Below are 19041 nucleotides of genomic sequence, written 5' to 3'. Positions count from 1 at the left end.
TGAATCTCGCTCATGTGGCTATACGCCCATTCGGCATAGTCGCCAGTCAGCCACGGCGTTAGGGTCTTCAATTACCCGCACCTATGAACGCCCGCTTCGACATAAGCGAGAGTCGTTCAAGAGCGCTTCGGACGGTGCACAGATCGCACAGCCTTCCCGAGGAAATGTAACCGTGGATACGAACGACATGACGCCGTTAACCAGGCGCAACTTTCTTATCATTGGGGTGGTGTCATCTGCGGCAATCGCCCTACCTCCTTTCCTCAGCGCCAAAGCCAGCGCTGCCAACGCGGCACGGCCAAATGCTGCGAAAGTAGCCCTGACCATCAACCAAACGTCACACACCCTGGAACTGGACACCCGCACTACCTTGCTGGACGCCTTGCGCGACCATCTGCACCTCACCGGTACGAAAAAGGGCTGCGACCATGGTCAATGCGGCGCATGTACGGTCATTGCCAACGGTTCGAGGATCAACGCCTGTCTGACCCTCGCCGTCATGCATCAAGGTTCGAACATCACCACTATCGAAGGCTTAGGCAGCGCGCAAAACCTGCATCCCATGCAGGCCGCGTTCATCAAGCATGACGGTTATCAATGCGGCTACTGCACACCCGGACAGATTTGCTCGGCAGTGGCCGTGCTTGATGAAATCCGCGCAGGCGTTCCCAGCCACGTCAGTGACAACCTCACGCAGGCTCCGCGACTGGAGGCGCGGGAAATCCAGGAGCGCATGAGCGGCAATATCTGCCGTTGTGGTGCGTATTCCAACATTATCGAGGCGATCAGCGAAGTCGCGCAGGAGACCGTATGAGACCGTTCAATTACCTGCGCGCCACTTCCCCCGCAGACGCCGCGGCACAGGCCGCACAACTGGAAGGCGCTCGATTCATTGCCGGCGGCACCAATCTGCTTGATCTCATGAAGCTGCAGATCGAGACGCCGGTACATCTGATCGATGTCAACGGGCTGGGCCTGGACACCATTGCACCCACGTCCGAAGGTGGTCTGAGGATCGGCGCACTGGTGCGCAACACCGACCTGGCCGCCGACCCGCGGGTCCGCACAGACTATGCTGTGCTGGCCAGGGCTTTGCTGGCAGGCGCGTCGGGGCAACTGCGCAACGTGGCAACGACTGCCGGCAACCTGCTGCAGCGCACCCGTTGCCCGTACTTCTACGACACCAACATGGCCTGCAATAAACGGAGCCCGGGTGCCGGCTGTGCGGCCATTGGCGGTTTCAGTAGGCAACTGGCGATCATCGGCACCAGCGAGAGTTGCATCGCGACTCACCCCAGCGACATGGCGGTGGCGATGAGGCTGTTGGATGCTACCGTCGAGACGGTGCGGGCCAACGGGCACGTGCGCTCCATTCCCATCGCCGATTTCCATCGGCTGCCGGCCAATACGCCCAACATCGAGACGGCTCTCTATTCCGATGAGCTGGTGACCGCCGTGACACTGCCCAGGCCGCTCGGAGGCGTGCATCAGTATCATAAGGTGCGAGACCGGGCCTCCTATGCCTTCGCCCTGATCTCGGTGGCGACAATCCTGCAACCCGACGGAACGGGGCGCGTTGCGCTTGGCGGCGTCGCCCACAAGCCATGGCGCGTCGATGCTGCCGATGCCTTGATGCCCGAGGGCGCCAAGGCGGTGACTGGCAGCCTTTTGCGTGGCGCAACCCCGTCACATGACAACGCCTTCAAGCTCACTCTGGTGGAGCGAACAGTGGCATCGGCAATGTTGCAAGCGAGGGCGCAGTCATGAAATTCGACCTGCCCACGGGCGACAATCCGATAGACCAGTTGAAAGTCGTCGGTCAACCTCTGAATCGTATTGAGGGGCCGCTGAAGGTGACCGGGGCCGCCCACTATGCCTACGAGAACCACGAACAGGTTCCAGACGCGGTGTACGGTTACATTTTGGGTGCCGCTATCGGCAAAGGTCGCATCGCGCAGATGCGCACAGATGCCGCACAGGACGCCCCCGGCGTGTTAACCGTGATCACCGCAGCCAATGCAGGCACGCTGGGCAAAAGCGAGTTCAATGCCGCCCGCGCACTGGGCGGGCCCGACATTGATCACTACCACCAGGCCATCGCGATCGTCGTCGCCGAGACCTTCGAACAGGCGCGTGCTGCGGCTCAGCTCATCGAAGTCGACTATGTGAAAGGTCAGGGCCGTTTCGACCTGGCGGCCGAACGCCCGAATGCGCAGATCCCCAAGACTGGGCCCGATACCGACGTCGGCCAGTTCGACGACGCTTTTAATCAGGCTGCCGTTCAGATTGATGTGACCTACGCCACGCCCGACCAGGCCCACGCGATGATGGAGCCGCATGCCTCAACAGCGCGGTGGCAAGGCGACCAACTGACGCTGTGGTGTTCGATCCAGTTGTTGTCGTGGAGCAAGCGCGACTTGTCGATTATCCTGGGTGTGCCGCCCGAGAAGATTCGCCTGACATCACCGTACATCGGCGGAGGCTTCGGCGGCAAAGCGTCGGTACTCGCCGACGCGGTCCTGGCGTCGGTTGCCGCGCGCCAACTGGGCAGACCGGTGAAGGTAGCGCTCAGCCGGCCGCTGATGTTCAACAACACTACCCATCGGCCTGCCACGATTCAGCGCGTGCGGCTGGGCGCCGATCGCTCGGGCCGGATCCTCGCCATCGGCCATGAAACCCTGTCCGGCAACCTGCCAGGCGGGCCGTTCGAAAAAGCTGTGACCCAGACTCAGGTCCTGTACGCAGGGGCCAACCGCATGAGCCGTGCTCGCCTCGCCGTACTCGATCTGCCGGAAGGTAACGCAATGCGTGCGCCGGGCGAAGCCTCCGGGATGATGGCCTTGGAAGGCGCCATGGACGAGTTGGCCGTAGCCCTGAACATGTGCCCCGTGAAGCTGCGCATCGCCAACGACACCCAGGTGGTGCCCGGCGAACCATCTAGGCAATTCACCACACGTGCGCTGATCGAATGCCTGGAGACCGGATCGAAGCACTTCGGTTGGGATCAGCGCCCTGCCGTTCCAGCCAGCCGCCGCGAAGGTCGGTGGTTGATCGGGATGGGCATGGCGTCGGCCATTCGCGGCAATCCGATCCGCGACTCCGCTGCGCGGGTGCACCTGGACTCTAATGGGATCATCACCGTCGAAACCGACATGACCGATATCGGCACCGGCAGCTACACCATCCTCGGCCAGACCGCGGCCGAAACCCTGGGCGTAAGCCTGGACAAGGTGGTGGTTCGCCTGGGCGACTCTACCTTCCCTACCTCGGCAGGTTCAGCTGGCCAGCGCGGTGCCAACTCATCCACCTCCGGTGTGTATGCCGCGAGCATGAAGCTGCGGACACTCATCGCCGAAAAAATGGGTCTCGACCCCGCGACGGCCCAGTTCACCGATGGCCAGGTACGCGGCAGCGGCAAAACCATGTCCCTGGCGCAAGTCGCGCAAAACGGTACGTTAACGGGCGAAGACATTCTGGAATTCGGCAAGGCACGTGAGGAACGAGAACACCAGACTTTCGGTGCGCACTTCGTGCAGGTCCGAGTCGATGCCGCCACCGGCGAGGTGCGCATCGACCGCATGCTTGCCGTTTGCGCCGCCGGCCGCATCATCAACCCCAAGACGGCCCGCAGCCAGGTTATCGGAGCAATGACCATGGGCGTGGGCGGCGCGTTGATGGAAGAACTGGTGGTCGACAAACGCCATGGTTTTTTCGTCAATCACGACCTTGCAGGGTACGAAGTGCCGGTGCATGCCGACATCCCGCATCAAGAAGTGATTTTCATCGATGAAGTCGATGCCTACTCATCGCCAATGAAGGCCAAGGGCGTTGGCGAGCTGGGCATTTCGGGGGTCGCCGCCGCCATCGCCAACGCCGTCTACAACGCCACCGGGGTGCGCGTACGCGAGTACCCGATCACCCTCGACAAATTTCTGGATCACTTGCCAGCGATAGCCACTAGCTGAGACTTGCCATGAGACTTTTTGCACCCACGTTCGCCACGCTGTGCTTCGCCGCCATGACCGAAGCCGGCGCCACAACTGCCAAACCCGATCCCAGACCTGCGCCCCACGTTCAGGAAGTCACGCCCCAGCTTTACGACTACACCACCCAACTGCTATTCGGCGAAGTCTGGAAGCGCCCGCAACTGAAGCGCCGTGACCGGAGCCTGATCACCCTGTCCGCACTCATCGCCAATGGCCAGAGCGCCCAGCTGACCGGGCACCTGAATCTAGCACTGGATAATGGGCTCAAGCCCAGTGAGATCAGCGCGCTGATTACCCATCTGGCTTTCTACGCTGGCTGGCCGAACGCAATGTCGGCAACCGGCGTGGCGCACAAGGTGTTCACCGATCGCAAGATCGCTCAAGACGCCATTGTGCTACCAGCCGCTGAGCCACTGGAATTCGATGCCGCCAGCGAAACCAAGCGACGCGCCGCGGTGCAGTCGGCTACCGAAGCCGTAGCGCCGAAGCTGGGTGATTACACCAATGACGTGCTGTTCGCCGACCTTTGGCGCGATCCTGGCCTCACGGCTCGGGACCGCAGCCTGGTCACCGTCGCCTCGCTTATCGCGCAGGGTCAGGCGCCACAGTTGCCGTTCCATCTCAATCGCGCGATGGACAACGGCCTGACCCGAACTGAAGCCTCGGAGGTGGTCACCCACCTCGCGTTCTATGTTGGTTGGCCGAAGGCGATGTCTGCAGTTGGAGTTTTCAAAGAGGTCTTCGATTCTCGACCCAAAGACTGATCGGCTGAACGCGGGTTACCCCTGACGCTGCGCAAGGGCAGCGTTTTGCGGGGCGCCTCGTACGATCAGAGCAAGCACGACCACCAGCGCTAACGCCAGCATGACCGCGCTCCAGATGAATGCCATGGAAATACCCGCCGAGACTGCCTGGACCGACTCCGAAGAACCGGCGCCATAGCTGTACGCGACGGTCAGCACGCTAAGGCCCAAGGTCCCCCCGAGCTGGTGGCTGACATTCACCAGCCCAGACGCCGCGCCGGCATCTGCAGGCTGCACGTCAGTCATCGCCGCGGCGGTCAGCGGGCTGAGACAGGCGCCCTGGCTCAAGCCGATCAACAGCAGCGGCAGGATCACGGCCTGATATCCAGTGTCCGGGCCAAGGCCCGATAGCCAAATCATACCTATACACCCTACAGCCACCGCAGCGGCCAGCAGCGCTCCGTTGCCAAACAACCGGGTAAGCCGGGGGATGGCCATTGCGGCAGCGAAGTTCGCCAGGGTGGTCGGCAAAAACGCCAATCCCGCCTCACTCGCGCTGAACCCAAGCACTTCCTGTAGGTACTGAGTAGTAAAGAAATAGAAGCTCATCATCGCACCCAGAAAAAGCAGCCGAGCGCCGTACGCGCCCGCCCTTACCTGGTGCTGGACCAAGCGAAGCGGCAGGATCGGGTCCGAAGTCCGCGCCTCGTGAAAAGCAAACATCGTAAGTAGAAGCGCCCCTGCGACGAGCCCGCAAATCGTGCTTGTATCGCCCCATCCGGTATTGGCTGCGCTGACGATGCCGTAAACCAGACAGGTCATCCCGACTGTTGATAGCAGCGCTCCAGCCAGGTCGAATGTGCTTGGCCTTACGGGGGTTTCGCGCACCACGCGCAACGTGGTGATAATCAGAGCCAAGCCAATCGGCAGGTTGATCAGGAAGCCCACGCGCCAGGATGCCCATTGAGTGAGTACGCCCCCGATCAGCAGGCCAAGACTGGAGCCCACACCGGCGGTGGCGCCATACCAGGCGATAGCGCGCGTACGCTGCTGCCCTTCAAAATTGACCAGCAGCAACGCCAGGGACGAAGGCGCAAGGATCGCTGCACCCACACCCTGCAGGCCGCGGGCGGCGATGAGCACTCCAGTGCTCTGCGCCACCGCAACCAGCAACGAGGCGAACATGAATACACCCAAGCCGATCACGAACATGCGTCGGCGCCCCAGAATGTCGCCGCCACGCGCACCCAGCAGCAACAGCCCGCCGAAAGCCAGGGTATAGGCGTTTTGCACCCAGGAAAGCCCGGTAGTGGTCATGGCGAACGTCTGGCGGATCTGGGGCAAGGCGGTGATGACCACCGAGGTATCCAGCACGATCATGAGATAACTGCATAAGATAACCAGCAGGACGCCCCACTGGTTGCGTGACAAAGGGTTCATCGTGCCTGGCCGTAGTCTTCGTCGCTCACCTGCTCCAGCCACTCGACAGTCTTGCCGTCCAGAGCCTCGGCGATCGCAATGTGGCTCATGCCAGTGTCCGCCGCAGCACCGTGCCAGTGCTTGACGTGGGGCGGGATCCAGACTGTGTCGCCAGGGCGAATCGCCTGCCGCGCCTGCCCTTCTTGTTGCACGTAACCGGACCCTGCGGTGACGATCAGTGTCTGGCCAAGTGGATGGGTATGCCAGGCTGTACGTGCCCCTGGCTCGAAAGTCACCGTCGCGCCGCCGATGCGGGCTCCGTCGGTGCCTTTAAACGGCGCATCGACACGTACTTTGCCGGTGAAATACTCGGCGGGGCCAACAGTCGATGGCTGGGAACCTACAGGGGTGACGACAACGCTCATGGGCTGTGCTCCTTCGGTTTCAGCGCTGAGCAAGGCCATTGAGAGAGCAACTGCTGTAAGTGACTTCATTCAGGAGTCTCCGGTGGCTTCAGTAAAGTTTTGTAATCTATCAGTTACATTTCAATCCGATTAGTCACTAGAATCCAAATAAATCAATGAGCAGGATTCATCAATGCTTCGGGAAAACGCCAACGACCTGATTGCCTTTCTGGCGGTTGCAAAGGAGCGCAGCTTCACTAAAGCGGCGGGCAAGCTAGGGGTCTCGCAATCGGCGCTCAGCCACACCGTGCGAGGCCTGGAGGCACGATTGGGTCTCAGGCTACTGACGCGTACTACCCGCAGCGTGTCTCCCACAGAAGCGGGCGAGCGACTGATCGGGACGGTCGGCCCGATGTTCGAGGAGATCGAGTTCGCCTTGGCGGATCTCAGCGATCTGCGCGACAGGCCCGCAGGCAACATCCGCATCAGTGCCATGGATCACGCGTTAGAATTGGTACTGCGCCCTGCCCTCAAGCAGTTCCTCCCTCAGTACCCCGACATCTCGGTGGAGGTGTGCTGCGACTATAGCTTCGTGGATATCGCAGCCCAGGGCTTCGATGCTGGAGTGAGGCTCGGCGAAGCCGTGGCCGATGGCATGATCGCAACCCGCATCGGCCCGGACATGCGCATGCTGGTGGTAGGCACGCCCGATTACTTCGCCCAACGCGACGTACCTGTCACCCCGCGCTGCCTGCCGAAGCACCTGTGCAACAACCTCCGTCTGCCGACCAATGGCGGCGTCTATGCGTGGGAATTTGCCAAGGACCACGAGACTCTCAACGTGCGCGTCGCGGGTCAGATCACCTACAACGGTGTTTACCAATTACTCGATGCCGCACTGGACGGCTTCGGGCTCAGTTACATTCCCGAAGACATCGCGGCCCCCTACATTGCCAGTGGGCAGTTGCAGGTCGTGCTCGAAGACTGGAGTCCGTGGTATTCGGGGTTTCACCTGTATTACCCCAGTCGCCGCCAGGCATCGCCGGCCTTCGCGCTGCTGGTCGAGGCGCTGCGCTACCGTCCTCAAGGTTGATTAATGATCGGGCCTCATGACTCTTAGTGCTGCCCATCGACTAATCAAACTACGCCCCTGACATTAATATGCCTTGGCGTCCTTTGTGTGGAGTCGATATGCAGCATGAGCCAACCCGCTTCAACTGCGTCGGATGCGGCGCCTGCTGCAAAGGACGCTTCATCCCGCTTACGCTGCTGGAGGCGCGGCAATGGCTGGAACGCGGCCATGACGTGGCGATCCTTTTGGAGGCGTTCAAACAGCTCCATTGGCCAGCGTCAGAGCAGGAGTATCAGCACAGCCTGTTGCGTTCGGCCCAAGTCTCATGCGGCAATACCCACGTACAGGTGACGGCTATTTTCGCCGCCAACGCGCTCGCCCAGTGCCCAAACCTGCAAGCCGATGACCTCTGCAGTATCTACGTCGAACGCCCGCTCGTGTGCCGTATCTATCCAATGGAAATCAATCCTTTCATCGAGCTGAAGCCGCAAGACAAGGACTGCCCACGCGAGGCGTGGGAACACGGTGAAATCATCGCCAGTGACACGGGATCCGACTCGTCACTGCATTCGCTTATCCAGGTCTCTCGCCTCGCCGACAGGGCCGATGCGCGAGCCAAGATCGCAATCTGCAACCGACTGGGCATCAACGTGGCGGCATGGAAAGCCGAAGCTTTGGTCATCCAATTCCCGGCACGGGAGCTACTCCTAGAGGCAATAAACGCCGAAGAGCCGATCCCTGAATCAGGCACCCAAGCGTTGGGCAGGTGGAAACTTCGGGTCGCGCAGTCGTCACTTGGTGAAGCATTGGCCCGTGGAGAGCTCGCCCTTGATGATGCCGAGAGCGTCGATTACGTCTTCCACGCCTTGAGATAAATCCAAACCGGAACACTGGAAAAGGTGACTGTAACGATGAGCAAACTTATACGACATACCGCCCTGGCCGCGCTGCTCGGTGCTTCAGGTGCAGAGCTGATGGCGGCTGACTACAAGAAGAACCCTTACACGCTGGCCTACGAAGGTGCCATTACCAAAAACGAGCCGGGAAAGGTCAACATTCACCCGGTCACCTATAAGCTCAACGGCTTGGATATTTCAGCGAACGTCTACACACCGGCCAATTTTGACCCCAAAGCCAAGCATCCTGCGGTTGTTGTGGCCCATCCCAATGGGGGCGTGAAAGAACAGGTCGCCGGCTTGTACGCGCAGCGTCTGGCCGAACTGGGTTACGTCACTATTACCGCCGATGCCGCCTATCAGGGTGCCAGTGGCGGGCAACCCCGCAGCGTAGATAAACCTGCCAACCGTATAGAAGACATTCACGGCATGGCGGACTTCATAAGCCAGTACAGCGGAGCCGACAGCACACGTCTGGGCCTGCTAGGCATCTGCGGCGGTGGCGGATACTCATTGGCTGCTGCCGAGACTGACAAGCGCTTCAAATCGGTAGCCACTGTGAGCATGTTCAACTCAGGCCGGGTACGCCGCAATTGTGACTGTTAGCCATTAATGCTAACCCTGAACGTCAAAAAAAATACTTGCTATTCAATCGCTAACCGGCAATTTATGAGTGTTCTCCAACACAGGCGCCCGTCAATTCCGCGAAACCTTATCAATACGTGGATAATCTCAGGGTATTCATAGATGCAAGGAGTAGAATGCCTAATGTCTGAAAGCGCCCTAATTTCAACACTTTAGAATGTTAGGTTCAATGTCATATAGGCTAATTCCGTCTGCAGCTAGTATCCATAAATGTTAGATCGAATGCGTCACCGGAGCTGGCATATCGGCCTTCATGAGCTATGGTCAGATATTTCATCCGAGAATCGTTATGACTGAACCTCGTCCCATGTTCTCTGATCAGGACGCCACAGCGCTTTTGTCGGACGTATATTTCACATTGCACCCTGAACTTGCCGATTACCTCGCGAGCTTCAGCGTTGAATTAGATCCCGTATTAATATTCGACTCGGCGAAAGATTTCCTCCAGGGCTATGTTAACTACGATCAAGCGGCAGACGTTAGTACCACTTTTTATTATTATCGGGGCGTTACTGAGCGATTATTGCTGTGGGCGTGGATCATCAATAAAACCCCCGTTTCTAAAGTTGGAATAGATGACTTTAAAAAATTCCTAAGATTCTGTGCTTCCCCACCAGAAAACTGGGTTGGTCGCAGCGCAATGCGCCGATTCAAAAGAAACAGTGAAGGCTACTACATCATCAATCGTAGGTGGCGCCCTTTTTCAAATGCTGTCGATAACCCAGTGGCAAAAGCCAAGGCGCTCAGGGGTATTCGATCAGTATGTACGCAATTTTTTCACTATTTGGAAAAGCGTCAACTCGCAATTATGAATCCTGCTAGGCATATCGAAGAATCTTTTATTGATAGTCTTACTGAACGAAGTGTTTCGCTTATTGGACGACTGGAGCGAATCCATTTGGATTGTTTATTAAAGGCGGCGGAGAAAATGTGTGAGCACGACGGCGCTCATGAACGGTCACTTTTTATTTTAGCTATGATTATATTCATGCTTGTTCCAGTGAGACTTATCTCAGGCAGCAAATCCTGGCGTCCAACATTAGGTGACTTTCAGGAGAACACCGTAGTAATCTACTCTGTCGTTGACGCAGGACGCGTTTTTCGTTTGCAAGCACCGGACGTTTTCTCACGCTATTTTGAGCGGTATTTAAGAACGAGAGCTATCGCGATTTCCGATCGAGCTTCACCAGACTTGGCTGTTTTCACTACTTTAGGAGGTCGCCCCGGCATAACGTCGAGACAGGTACGTAACGTGATTAAAGACATTAGTCAAGTAGCTGTAAGCATGATGACCCAGGATGGCTTTACGGAACAGGACATCGCGTTAGTCGCTGCTGCGAGGCTCGATACTATCCGCGCAGCAGCCATTATAGTTTCGCTTCAGGATTTTGGACTCGACAATACACGTAGTCGGCTTGGCTACGAGTCTTTAAATGCGCTCCAGAAGCGCTGCGCGTCGGCATCACAAAATCCGTTTAGGTAAATGAGCTAACAATTTTAGATTTATAGGCGTGCGGGCTAATTATGAAAGATCGAAATGCTGGATGTATAACATATGCTATGCCACGTTTGCTGAAGTGCACCCTCCTCCCTGATTGTCCTCGCTTGGCGTGATTTCTGCCTTTAAGGATTGGCGGAAATTCGAGAGCTTGCGCGCGCTCCCTTCGGCTGGAAGACTTGGGTCGCGAAGCGTCTTAGATATAGGTGATCTAAGCACCTTGAGCCCAAGTGCATCAGCACAGTCCGATCCTTGCATTCGAACTTTTTCACCGACGAAATCAGTATGTGCTGTGGCCTGGAACTCGCCACATAGGCGAGCTGCACAGCTTCTGACCCGCGATTTTGCAACCTGTCTTGCCGATGAAGACCGTTGAGGCGCGGGCTGTTGGAGCGAAACCACCACCGTGATTTTGCGAGCCATCAGGTTCACACTTCGCAGGGCGTCCAGCTCCTCACGTAGTTTTACAGGTACGAAGGGCTGATCGGGGAGCCGCCGGACGGGCAGCTTCGCACCGCGCACGCCGGCCAACCAAGTCTGATCGGGGTTGCCAGCACCATTGGCGACTATGAGCTCCGGCTCTCATGGATGAATAACCGTCCGGCAGCCGTGTACTCCATCAGAATGGGGCAATACGGGGCAGCCCTGATGACCTCCTGCTCACGCTCGTTGGCTAGCCACTTTGCCAACGTCCACTGAGTACCCTTGAAGTCTTTAAGATTGTCCGTGCTGGCGCTGATGCATGCGACTTCCAGCAGCTCGATGCCTTGGGCTGCTATGTGGCTCCAATCCTCTGCCTCCCCTCTGTCATGACCCCACCGTGCCGCAACTCACTTAGAAGCCTCACGCCTTCATTTCTTCCTGCACCTGTCGGATCAGGGAGGCTAGATCAACGGTTGGGTCGAGGATCAGGAAAGTCTCGATCATCAGAGTGAGAGGATGAACGCCAGTGCGCTCGGCCAATGCTGCTGCTTTGTCAATGGTGACGTTTTTCAGCCCGCGCTCTAGCGTGCTGATATAGGTCCTACTGCTGATGTCGTGGAAATCCTCCTGCGTTAAGCCCCGACGAACCCGGGCATTTCGGAGCGCAATCCCGAACGCCTGCTTCACTTCCATGACCGTTCCTCGCAAAAGGAACGATAAAGCCTTTTTGCTCACTATAGGGCTACAATCTATAGTGTTCATTTCGGTAGAATTGCGGTGAGTCGACGCCAACCTGCAAGGGACATTCCTTGAAGCTGCCGCGGGCTTTTTTTCTATCCATCGCTAGCAGTGCAATTTCCAAAACCGAAGCCTTCTACCAGTCAGGGTGCCCTAATTGATTTTTGTTTATGACCCCGCTCAGCGTGAGGTACGGAATTGGACTCACGGCGAAATGGAAGGACTCTGCTTTGTTGCCACTATCATCTCCCTGCACACGGGGCAAACCAATCGTGCAGCCATACTCAACTGTGCTTACGAATTACAGTACTACCTAAGGATGTCGTCAAGACGCTCAAACGCCTCCCCGGCTATGATACCTTACGCGTAGCCCTCTCCAAGAAGGTAGTGCTGGTTGAGGGGCCATCTGATGAACTGGTACTCAAACGTATATATAAAGACAAAAACCATGATCGGCTCCCTGAGCAGGATGGCATCGACATCATCGTAGTGCGCGGCGTGGGCTTCAAAACGTTCATCGAAATCGGAAAGGAAATTGGTACAAGGGTCAATGTTCTGCGTGACAACGATGGTGACTATGAGAAGAACGTCGTCACGGCGCGTAAGGACTATGAAAAATATCCTAACATCCAGCTGATCTCATCCAAAGTAGATGAGGAGTTCTCGTTGGAGCCTGCCATGATTTCGATCAATTCCACGTCAGAAAAGGAATTGCTGGCATTTGCAAAAATCGTACTTTCTCCCCAGACGTTTAACCTACTGAAAGCCGAGCCTACGTTTGCCGCCAAGTTGGAATTTATCATTAAGTGGTTCAAAAGCGCAGACGGCGATGGCAAGGGGAAAAAGAAGGTGGACTCCGCAATAAGACTGTTCGAAACAACAGAGGCGTTCAAATACCCCACCTTCCTGGATGAGGTGCTTCACTTTGTCTAACATACTGTGCATGGCGGGTGCTGGGTCGGGTAAAACCCATAAAATCATCACCGAAGCAATCGCCGAGATCAGACGCGGTGGGAAGGTGCTAGTGGTGACCTACACGACCAGCAATCAGCAAGAGCTGCGGCGTCGGTTTCTGGCTGAATTTGGCCAACACAGCAGTGGATTCGTGGTGAAGGGACTGTTCACCTTCTACCTCGAAGACATGATAAGGCCCTATCAGCAGGCCTATTTTCAAAAACGGATCGAGGCATTCTTTTTCAATGCCAGCAATCCTCATCTAAAGCCGAAGACGAAGTTCACCTTGCCTGGCAGGAAAGAGCAGCTGGATGACAAGAGCTTCAATCCAAACCACTTCCTAACGCAGTGCCACACCAAGGCGCACACAGGGTTTCTCGCGAAATTATCCGCTAGGTTGATGAAAACTACTAAGCATGCTGCCGCAATTCGTCTCGGGGAAATCTACAGCCAGGTCTACTTCGACGAGGTTCAGGATTTGGTTGGATGGGATTACGACGTGTTGAAGGGCCTCGACAAGGCCATGAAGTCTCCAATCACCTGCGTCGGAGATTTTCGTCAGACAGTCTACGAGACCACGTTCGGTCACAAGGCACCTCAGACATCAGACGAAAAAATCGCTGCATTCAAAGCCATGGGCTTTACCGAGGAAGCCCTTGTCCTAAACTGGCGAAGCCTGCAATCCATCTGCGATATCGCTGATGAAGTGCACAAGGGAGCCTACAAGGCAACCAAGTCGGCTGTTGTTGATGTCCCGCCAGCGTTCATACACCACCTGGGAGCCTTCATCGTCAAGCAATCGGACGTCACCGATTACGTTACAAGGTACGACCCTATGGTGCTGAGATGGAGCGTGACGTCGGGAAGAAGCTTCATTCCTTCTTATGCCCGGTGCTATAACTTCGGCGCCAGCAAGGGCTTAGGTTTTGATCGTACACTGATCCTTCCCACGGAAAGTCAAATCGACTTCGTATTGAGCGGAGCGAAGCCCTTCCCCAAGAAGGCGGAGACGGCCCAGAATAAGCTTTACGTGGCCATCACGCGTGCAAGGTACAGCCTTGGCTTTATCGTGCCAGACAATCAAGCGGATGGGCTACGCTTTCCCCTCTGGACGGAGGCCATGGCTTGACTGGGGACATCTGTTCTTGACCGCTGACTTGGCAGATGGACGTTGACCCGAAGCAAAACGATAGGCTGGTATATGTCGTTGAGCTTCAGGTCAGCGCGCACCCTGCCGAACTCGTCATCTGACACTGTTGCTTCATAAGATCGCTATTTCTGGCGTCAGCCCGCCACAGATCCTGAAACCCCAAGTACCGCTGAGATCGGGTGCCCTGACAGTCAACAGCGGTTGGCATCGGCAATCAGCTTGGCGAACTGCAATAGATACGTAATCCGCCCGCCTCCCTTCCGATCAAGGTGACGCCCCATGATGCTCACTGCTCGTGGGCCAGCACGATCACATCGAATCGAGTCGCCGATCATATGCACTGACCCCTCCAATGGCTGCGCAGCCGGTGCCGGGCTTGCGTTTGTTGCACGCCATGTTGGTATCGTAGAAATAGGGGCAGCGTGTGCGTTGCAGTAAATTGCCTGCCGTCGTCGCGACGTTGCGAAGTTGTCCCGAGGCACCTGCTAGCAGGGCTCTAGAGAGCACCGCGTAATCTTTTCTTACGCGAGCGTCGGCAGCCAGATCGGTGTTGCGTACCAAGGCCCCAATACGCAGCCCGCCTTCGGACGTGGGCTCAATGGTGTCCATCCCCAGTCCGTTCACGTCGATCAAATATGTGGGGGCTTCGATCTCGAGCTTCATCAAATCCAGCAGATTGGTAACCGCATTGATAGCCATCATGCTTGATGAAAGCTGCCTGCATGGGGTGTAGTTTTTCGGTACTGCCCAAGCCCTCAATGGTGGTAATCCTGGAATTTTGATGCATAACAGCCAGCGTCAGGCATGAATTGATCCTGGTGCCGTTGGCAATGACGGTGCAAGCGCCGCATTGGCCGTGGTCGCATCCTTTTTTGGTACCGGTCAGGTGTAGATGATCACGCAATGCATCCAGCAACGTTGTCCGGGTATCCATTAAAACCGTCTGTGTGGTGCCATTAATATTGATATCGAACTGCGCTTTGTTCGTTGGCGCTGCATTGGCGGCACTGGCCTTCGATGTGATAAACGGAGGCAGAGCAATGGCTGCGGAGGTGACGACCCCTACGATAATGAATTCACGCCGGGGCAAAAGCATCATGTTGGTCGTATCCAAGATCGGTGTTCCTCAGGAAAGCTGAATGGCCTGTTCACGAACAGAGGAGCACGCGTAAAACCGCTCGCCATTGCATCGGTTTCATAGGTGCATGTATCTACCGATACTTAGCGTCTTGTGTAGCTAGCGACTATGCCGTAACCACGTATAGCCCCATGAGAACAATTCATGAGTGGGTAAAGACGCAGATTAGGCACAAGGTGATGGGGCAAAGTGTCGGGTGCGGTGGAGTGATGCAGCAGAACTTAATTCTTGTTCACTATTGACTTGATCAGTTACAGCAGTTGCAAATTTTACCACCTTGCTTAGTTTGCCATGCACGTCAAAAACGGGATTGTAGGTCGCTTCAAGCCATACTTCGTGACCTCGAGAATCGATTCTCTTGAAGCGGTCGGCAATGAATCAACCTGCTTCCAGTGTATTCCAGAACTCTTTATACGCAGGAGAAGCCACATAGCCTGGATCGCAAAACATACTATGATGCTTGCCAACTACCTGCTGGAGCGAGTAATCAACTGCATCTAAAAAATGTTGATTCGCAGTTATGCTCTTACCGTCCAGATCAAATTCAATAACTGCCGTTGATCGGAATAACGCCTGCACCAGCGCAGAATTTTTCTCGGCGTAGTTTGTAACTTCGGTCGCTTCTAAACCACAACAAGTCATATGTGTGACCAGAGCGCTATGGTCTTTAACTGGTATCCAAGTCCCCCTTAACCAGACGAGGGCTTGATCAGTCCGGAGCAACCTATAATCGTCATTAACACTAGAGCCATTCTACATCGCGATCATGAATCTCTTGTAACAGGGCAGCTCGCTAACATATTCAGGCGTGAAATCCCCTAGCGGACGCCCGGTGACATTGCCCTCCTTTACATTTAGAAACTTCAGGAAGTTGGCGTTGCTATGGGTAACGCATAATTTTCGATCTAGTGTGACTGAAATCATCGCATCGTTGATTTCAGCTTTGAAGCTCCGTAACGCGTCTAACTCTGTCTGCTGCTCCAAAATTTTTTTCTTTAGCCGACTATAGAACATAGGAATACCTTGAGGCGTGAGATTTATAGATGCTTATCGACTGTTTTAGGAAAAAATTTAGGCCATGGAAATCTTTGCAGCGGGGGAATGGGCTCAGACATGGGCACTGCGGTGTCGTCAGTAAAACCATTGCTCTTGCTCAAGCTCCGCATTTTTCGGAGGTGTTCACTTTTGTGGGCTATCTTTGCCGCTTGTCGGAATTCCGCCAAAATCAAGCTTAGCTAAAAGCATATGACTTGAATTTTATCCCTTCCTGATGGCGGTCGGAACTCCTAATCAACCTGTAACAGGCATTGAGACCGAATCTTTACAGTATGTCGGATTGATGATGATAGCGTCTGACAAGATGTTAAAATGCCATCATCCTTTTCCGGAAGATTTCCTAATGGCTGTCAGCGAACGATATTTCTTCCCCCGTACAACCTTCATTGCTTGGTTCGTCCGCGGAAATGACCAATTGGATGCTGCTACGCGTTTGAAATTGCTGGCCGGGCCCTTTTCATCCGGCATGACATTGATCGCAGCCGGTTTCAGCACATTACTAATCTGCAGTGTAGCGCTCTACCGTCATCCAATTAAGATTTTTATGATATGGCTGTGTGTCGATACCATTATATGGAATGTACGCTTGTTGCTCTTTCGTCGCTGCAATGCTCCAACCAAGCCTCCGCTTAAATACGCCACAGATCTATCGCTACTGCTTGGCCTGGTCTGGGCCGCTGAGATAGGTGCGGGCACGGCTGCGTGCATCATCAGCGGCGACCCTGTACTGCAGGTGTTATCGAGCACCTTGGCCGTTAGCCTGAATGGTGCGATTGCTATGAGAAATCAGGGCATACCTCATTATGCGTTCGCCCAGATCCTCTTGACCGATATTCCTTTGAAGTTTTCGACCTTGTTCCAATCAGAACCTATGCTGATGATTTTAATACTTCAAGCTCCGATGTACTTAGGAGGACTGTGGATATTACTCAAGCACCTCAACAGTAATCTTGCCAAAGCCTATCATGCTGAAGCGCACAGCTCATATCTAGCCAATCATGATTCTCTCACCGGCCTTCTCAATCGCGCCGGAATTTTTTCGATGCTCAGAGGCCTGTTGAAACCCTCTTCCCAAAATCCTGAGCATCTCGCCCTCCTATATTTTGACTTGGATGGATTCAAAAGCATTAACGACAGCTATGGTCACGCTGCAGGTGACAAAGCATTAACCATGTTTTCAACCTTGTTAAACAGCAATATAAGAACAAACGATTTCGCTGCTCGCTTAGGCGGCGATGAATTCATTGTAGTGCTACGAACAGACTTAGAAGAGCATGCTACATTGATCACTGAACGCATCATTAAATCCATTGGGGAGTATCGCCGAACCTACGACGCATTTCATGGGCTGGGTGTCAGCGTAGGCATATCTCTGAGTGATTCAGCCGGCACGGACACACCTGAGACTTTACTTCATCGCGCCGACATTGCCTTGTACCAGGCGAAATTGGCGGGTAAGGGATGTTATCGGTATGCGTAGTGATGACTATTTAACCTTGTTGCCATCATGCAGCGCCTGATACATAGATTACCCCTTTTGATGCGCATCACCTATCACTGCACGGGTAATATGATGAGCTGATACAGCCAGTCCCTACGTTGTCTTGATAACAGCATGCAGTGTTTCATGGGGCTGGTTCAATCACGGTCAGCAAAACAAAACGTTTCTTTGAGCTAGGTTTTGTAAGATAAATCAGTGCCGCTAAAATTGCTGCCATGATTAGCTGAAAGCCAGCATGGCAGAGTGTTACGAACTCTCCGACGCATCGCTTTAATTTATCAGGGCTCTGGTTTCCCAGAACAGAAAATGGGTCGCCTTACGCAATCATGATCGTCTGGTGTTCCAAGGAATCTTCTGGATCCTGTGCTCGGGCGCAGCCTGGAGTGGCCGGAAGGCTTAGCGCCCTGGTCAACCGTGTGTCAGCGTTTTCCGCTGTCCGTAGAGCTAGTGGAGGACGGATTGGCCTGTCGCGCTGGGAGGCAGCAGCCAGCAAGCCCTCAGGCGCGATAGCCGCTTTTCCTGCTCGATCAGGGTACGATCACGGTATTCCTCTACGGCCACAGCCCCAACTCGTGACGAGAATTGGGCGTTGCTCAATTTTTCTTACCTACACAGCTGCATCGCAATGGCATCGAACTCACGGTCAAAGCTAGCTTTCTCTGCCGCGCTCAAGAAACCCTGCTGCTCGACGAACCGATTAGTTTCATTCCGGACGTTCTCTACACGTTTCACCATGCGCTGTGCTTCAACCTCGGTAATACGACGGCCTTTTCTTGAGGTACTGATATCGGCATTTAGAACATTCGCTCTTACTGAGATATGTGCTTGTCCTGGATCGCTGATCTGCCCGCCGGTCTCGCCGGCTATTTCTTGTTGGTTTTGGATGTCGCAGCTTGGAAGATTGAGGCTTTGCTGTGCAGCTGTAGCGGTCAGGCTAAAAGCAAACAACGAAGTGAAGAAAATATGTTTCATGACTCAGTCCCTTTGATCGGATGTCAATCCCGCGTACATGGCATACCACGGCCTAGACGGTGCTGCCCGGCAATTGATTAAGGCGAATCTGCTGCATGGGCTCGGCGAGGATATTTTCCAGAACCGGCATAGCGTTTGTCAGGGTCGGGGCCTTCATGTGCGCTTGCAGTGCCGCTTCATCGTCCCAGCTTTCGTAGGAAACAAAGCGGGTGGGGTCTTCGAGATCCGTCAACAGCGCATAGGCCTGGCACCCAGGCTCGTGCTGGAATTGCGGCAGGGAGGATTGCAGCAGGTTTTTCAATTGCGCTTCCTTGCCTGGCTTGGCTTTCATGATCGCGACGACGTTAAGAGGTGAAGTCATGTGGGGAGTCCTGGCAATGCCGGCGCCGGAATGGAGCCGTCAGCGCATGAGACATGCCACGTAAGCTATTCATTCAGACAAAACA

The 19041-nt window shown here is 55.2% G+C and carries 19 protein-coding genes; 11 read left to right on the top strand and 8 right to left on the bottom strand.

Annotated elements, in window-relative coordinates; all coding sequences use genetic code 11:
• Positions 1–172 precede the first annotated feature (172 nt).
• The 4 genes from paoA to ACW55A_RS22785 are packed head-to-tail and all read left to right on the top strand — an operon-like array spanning position 173 to position 4750.
• Positions 173–814, top strand: a complete 642-nt coding sequence (gene paoA, locus ACW55A_RS22800) for an aldehyde dehydrogenase iron-sulfur subunit PaoA (protein WP_499140646.1) — start codon at positions 173–175, stop codon at positions 812–814.
• Positions 811–1767: an FAD binding domain-containing protein gene (locus ACW55A_RS22795; RefSeq protein ID WP_498811217.1), complete on the top strand. Its 957-nt coding sequence runs from the start codon at positions 811–813 to the stop codon at positions 1765–1767. The genes paoA and ACW55A_RS22795 overlap by 4 nt, the downstream gene beginning before the upstream one ends.
• Positions 1764–3965 (top strand): aldehyde oxidoreductase molybdenum-binding subunit PaoC, encoded by a 2202-nt coding sequence (gene paoC, locus ACW55A_RS22790; protein WP_498811216.1) that lies wholly within the window; start codon positions 1764–1766, stop codon positions 3963–3965. Before ACW55A_RS22795 ends, paoC begins: the two co-directional genes overlap by 4 nt.
• Positions 3966–3973: 8 nt before the next feature.
• Entirely contained in the window at positions 3974–4750 is a 777-nt protein-coding gene (locus tag ACW55A_RS22785; RefSeq protein WP_498811215.1) for a carboxymuconolactone decarboxylase family protein, read from the top strand.
• 15 nt (positions 4751–4765) lie between these two features.
• Here ACW55A_RS22785 and ACW55A_RS22780 read toward each other — a convergent pair whose 3' ends face one another.
• Together ACW55A_RS22780 and ACW55A_RS22775 are read right to left on the bottom strand one after the other, a co-directional pair.
• A complete protein-coding gene (locus tag ACW55A_RS22780; RefSeq protein WP_498811214.1) occupies positions 4766–6169 on the bottom strand; it encodes an MFS transporter in 1404 nt (467 codons plus the stop codon).
• Positions 6166–6573, bottom strand: coding sequence for a (R)-mandelonitrile lyase (locus ACW55A_RS22775; protein WP_499140645.1), 408 nt, complete (start codon positions 6571–6573; stop codon positions 6166–6168). Before ACW55A_RS22775 ends, ACW55A_RS22780 begins: the two co-directional genes overlap by 4 nt.
• A gap of 172 nt (positions 6574–6745) precedes the next feature.
• Between ACW55A_RS22775 and ACW55A_RS22770 the strand changes: the two genes are divergently transcribed.
• The 4 genes from ACW55A_RS22770 to ACW55A_RS22755 all read left to right on the top strand — a co-directional run bounded on the left by ACW55A_RS22770 (position 6746) and on the right by ACW55A_RS22755 (position 10648).
• Positions 6746–7645 carry a LysR family transcriptional regulator gene (locus ACW55A_RS22770; RefSeq protein ID WP_410933618.1) on the top strand — a complete coding sequence of 300 codons (900 nt, stop codon included), beginning with the start codon at positions 6746–6748 and terminating at the stop codon, positions 7643–7645.
• 98 nt (positions 7646–7743) lie between these two features.
• Positions 7744–8499 (top strand): YkgJ family cysteine cluster protein, encoded by a 756-nt coding sequence (locus ACW55A_RS22765; protein ID WP_498811212.1) that lies wholly within the window; start codon positions 7744–7746, stop codon positions 8497–8499.
• Between the two features lie 36 nt (positions 8500–8535).
• Positions 8536–9126 (top strand): alpha/beta hydrolase, encoded by a 591-nt coding sequence (locus ACW55A_RS22760; protein ID WP_499140644.1) that lies wholly within the window; start codon positions 8536–8538, stop codon positions 9124–9126.
• Between the two features lie 328 nt (positions 9127–9454).
• The gene (locus ACW55A_RS22755; protein WP_369317886.1) at positions 9455–10648 is read left to right on the top strand and encodes a hypothetical protein; all 1194 of its coding nucleotides are present in this window, start codon (positions 9455–9457) and stop codon (positions 10646–10648) included.
• Between the two features lie 858 nt (positions 10649–11506).
• On the opposite strand, the gene ACW55A_RS22750 is transcribed toward ACW55A_RS22755, so the two are convergent.
• The gene (locus tag ACW55A_RS22750; protein WP_024671615.1) at positions 11507–11779 is read right to left on the bottom strand and encodes a helix-turn-helix domain-containing protein; all 273 of its coding nucleotides are present in this window, start codon (positions 11777–11779) and stop codon (positions 11507–11509) included.
• A 432-nt stretch (positions 11780–12211) separates the two neighbouring features.
• Between ACW55A_RS22750 and ACW55A_RS22745 the strand changes: the two genes are divergently transcribed.
• Positions 12212–12757, top strand: a complete 546-nt coding sequence (locus ACW55A_RS22745) for an ATP-dependent endonuclease (RefSeq protein ID WP_498811211.1) — start codon at positions 12212–12214, stop codon at positions 12755–12757.
• Positions 12750–13907 (top strand): UvrD-helicase domain-containing protein, encoded by a 1158-nt coding sequence (locus tag ACW55A_RS22740; protein ID WP_498811210.1) that lies wholly within the window; start codon positions 12750–12752, stop codon positions 13905–13907. The genes ACW55A_RS22745 and ACW55A_RS22740 overlap by 8 nt, the downstream gene beginning before the upstream one ends.
• A gap of 330 nt (positions 13908–14237) precedes the next feature.
• On the opposite strand, the gene ACW55A_RS22735 is transcribed toward ACW55A_RS22740, so the two are convergent.
• From ACW55A_RS22735 to ACW55A_RS22725, 3 genes are all read right to left on the bottom strand, one after another.
• Positions 14238–14591 (bottom strand): FAD binding domain-containing protein, encoded by a 354-nt coding sequence (locus tag ACW55A_RS22735; protein ID WP_499140643.1) that lies wholly within the window; start codon positions 14589–14591, stop codon positions 14238–14240.
• Positions 14524–15042, bottom strand: coding sequence for a 2Fe-2S iron-sulfur cluster-binding protein (locus ACW55A_RS22730; RefSeq protein WP_499140642.1), 519 nt, complete (start codon positions 15040–15042; stop codon positions 14524–14526). Before ACW55A_RS22730 ends, ACW55A_RS22735 begins: the two co-directional genes overlap by 68 nt.
• 402 nt (positions 15043–15444) lie before the next feature.
• Complete coding sequence (locus ACW55A_RS22725) at positions 15445–15708, bottom strand: PAS domain-containing protein (protein WP_410930684.1); 264 nt, start codon at positions 15706–15708, stop codon at positions 15445–15447.
• Between the two features lie 757 nt (positions 15709–16465).
• Here ACW55A_RS22725 and ACW55A_RS22720 point away from each other — a divergent pair.
• Positions 16466–17602, top strand: a complete 1137-nt coding sequence (locus ACW55A_RS22720; RefSeq protein ID WP_498811209.1) for a GGDEF domain-containing protein — start codon at positions 16466–16468, stop codon at positions 17600–17602.
• A gap of 624 nt (positions 17603–18226) precedes the next feature.
• Here ACW55A_RS22720 and ACW55A_RS22715 read toward each other — a convergent pair.
• Positions 18227–18595, bottom strand: a complete 369-nt coding sequence (locus tag ACW55A_RS22715; protein WP_369317895.1) for a hypothetical protein — start codon at positions 18593–18595, stop codon at positions 18227–18229.
• A 52-nt stretch (positions 18596–18647) separates the two neighbouring features.
• Positions 18648–18956, bottom strand: a complete 309-nt coding sequence (locus ACW55A_RS22710; protein ID WP_498811208.1) for a putative quinol monooxygenase — start codon at positions 18954–18956, stop codon at positions 18648–18650.
• Between the last annotated feature and the right edge of the window lie 85 nt (positions 18957–19041).

The organism is Plantibacter cousiniae (nom. nud.), from assembly GCF_977070315.1.
This window is presented reverse-complemented; position numbering and strand designations above follow the sequence as displayed.

Excerpts from the sequence above, each read along its gene's own strand:
- ACW55A_RS22795 (WP_498811217.1), top strand. The coding sequence starts at position 811 with ATGAGACCGTTCAATTACCTGCGCGCCACTTCCCCCGCAGACGCCGCG.
- paoC (WP_498811216.1), top strand. The coding sequence starts at position 1,764 with ATGAAATTCGACCTGCCCACGGGCGACAATCCGATAGACCAGTTGAAA.
- ACW55A_RS22785 (WP_498811215.1), top strand. The coding sequence starts at position 3,974 with ATGAGACTTTTTGCACCCACGTTCGCCACGCTGTGCTTCGCCGCCATG.
- ACW55A_RS22780 (WP_498811214.1), bottom strand. The coding sequence starts at position 6,169 with ATGAACCCTTTGTCACGCAACCAGTGGGGCGTCCTGCTGGTTATCTTA.
- ACW55A_RS22775 (WP_499140645.1), bottom strand. The coding sequence starts at position 6,573 with ATGAGCGTTGTCGTCACCCCTGTAGGTTCCCAGCCATCGACTGTTGGC.
- ACW55A_RS22770 (WP_410933618.1), top strand. The coding sequence starts at position 6,746 with ATGCTTCGGGAAAACGCCAACGACCTGATTGCCTTTCTGGCGGTTGCA.
- ACW55A_RS22765 (WP_498811212.1), top strand. The coding sequence starts at position 7,744 with ATGCAGCATGAGCCAACCCGCTTCAACTGCGTCGGATGCGGCGCCTGC.
- ACW55A_RS22760 (WP_499140644.1), top strand. The coding sequence starts at position 8,536 with ATGAGCAAACTTATACGACATACCGCCCTGGCCGCGCTGCTCGGTGCT.
- ACW55A_RS22755 (WP_369317886.1), top strand. The coding sequence starts at position 9,455 with ATGACTGAACCTCGTCCCATGTTCTCTGATCAGGACGCCACAGCGCTT.
- ACW55A_RS22750 (WP_024671615.1), bottom strand. The coding sequence starts at position 11,779 with ATGGAAGTGAAGCAGGCGTTCGGGATTGCGCTCCGAAATGCCCGGGTT.
- ACW55A_RS22735 (WP_499140643.1), bottom strand. The coding sequence starts at position 14,591 with ATGAAGCTCGAGATCGAAGCCCCCACATATTTGATCGACGTGAACGGA.
- ACW55A_RS22725 (WP_410930684.1), bottom strand. The coding sequence starts at position 15,708 with ATGACTTGTTGTGGTTTAGAAGCGACCGAAGTTACAAACTACGCCGAG.
- ACW55A_RS22720 (WP_498811209.1), top strand. The coding sequence starts at position 16,466 with ATGGCTGTCAGCGAACGATATTTCTTCCCCCGTACAACCTTCATTGCT.
- ACW55A_RS22715 (WP_369317895.1), bottom strand. The coding sequence starts at position 18,595 with ATGAAACATATTTTCTTCACTTCGTTGTTTGCTTTTAGCCTGACCGCT.
- ACW55A_RS22710 (WP_498811208.1), bottom strand. The coding sequence starts at position 18,956 with ATGACTTCACCTCTTAACGTCGTCGCGATCATGAAAGCCAAGCCAGGC.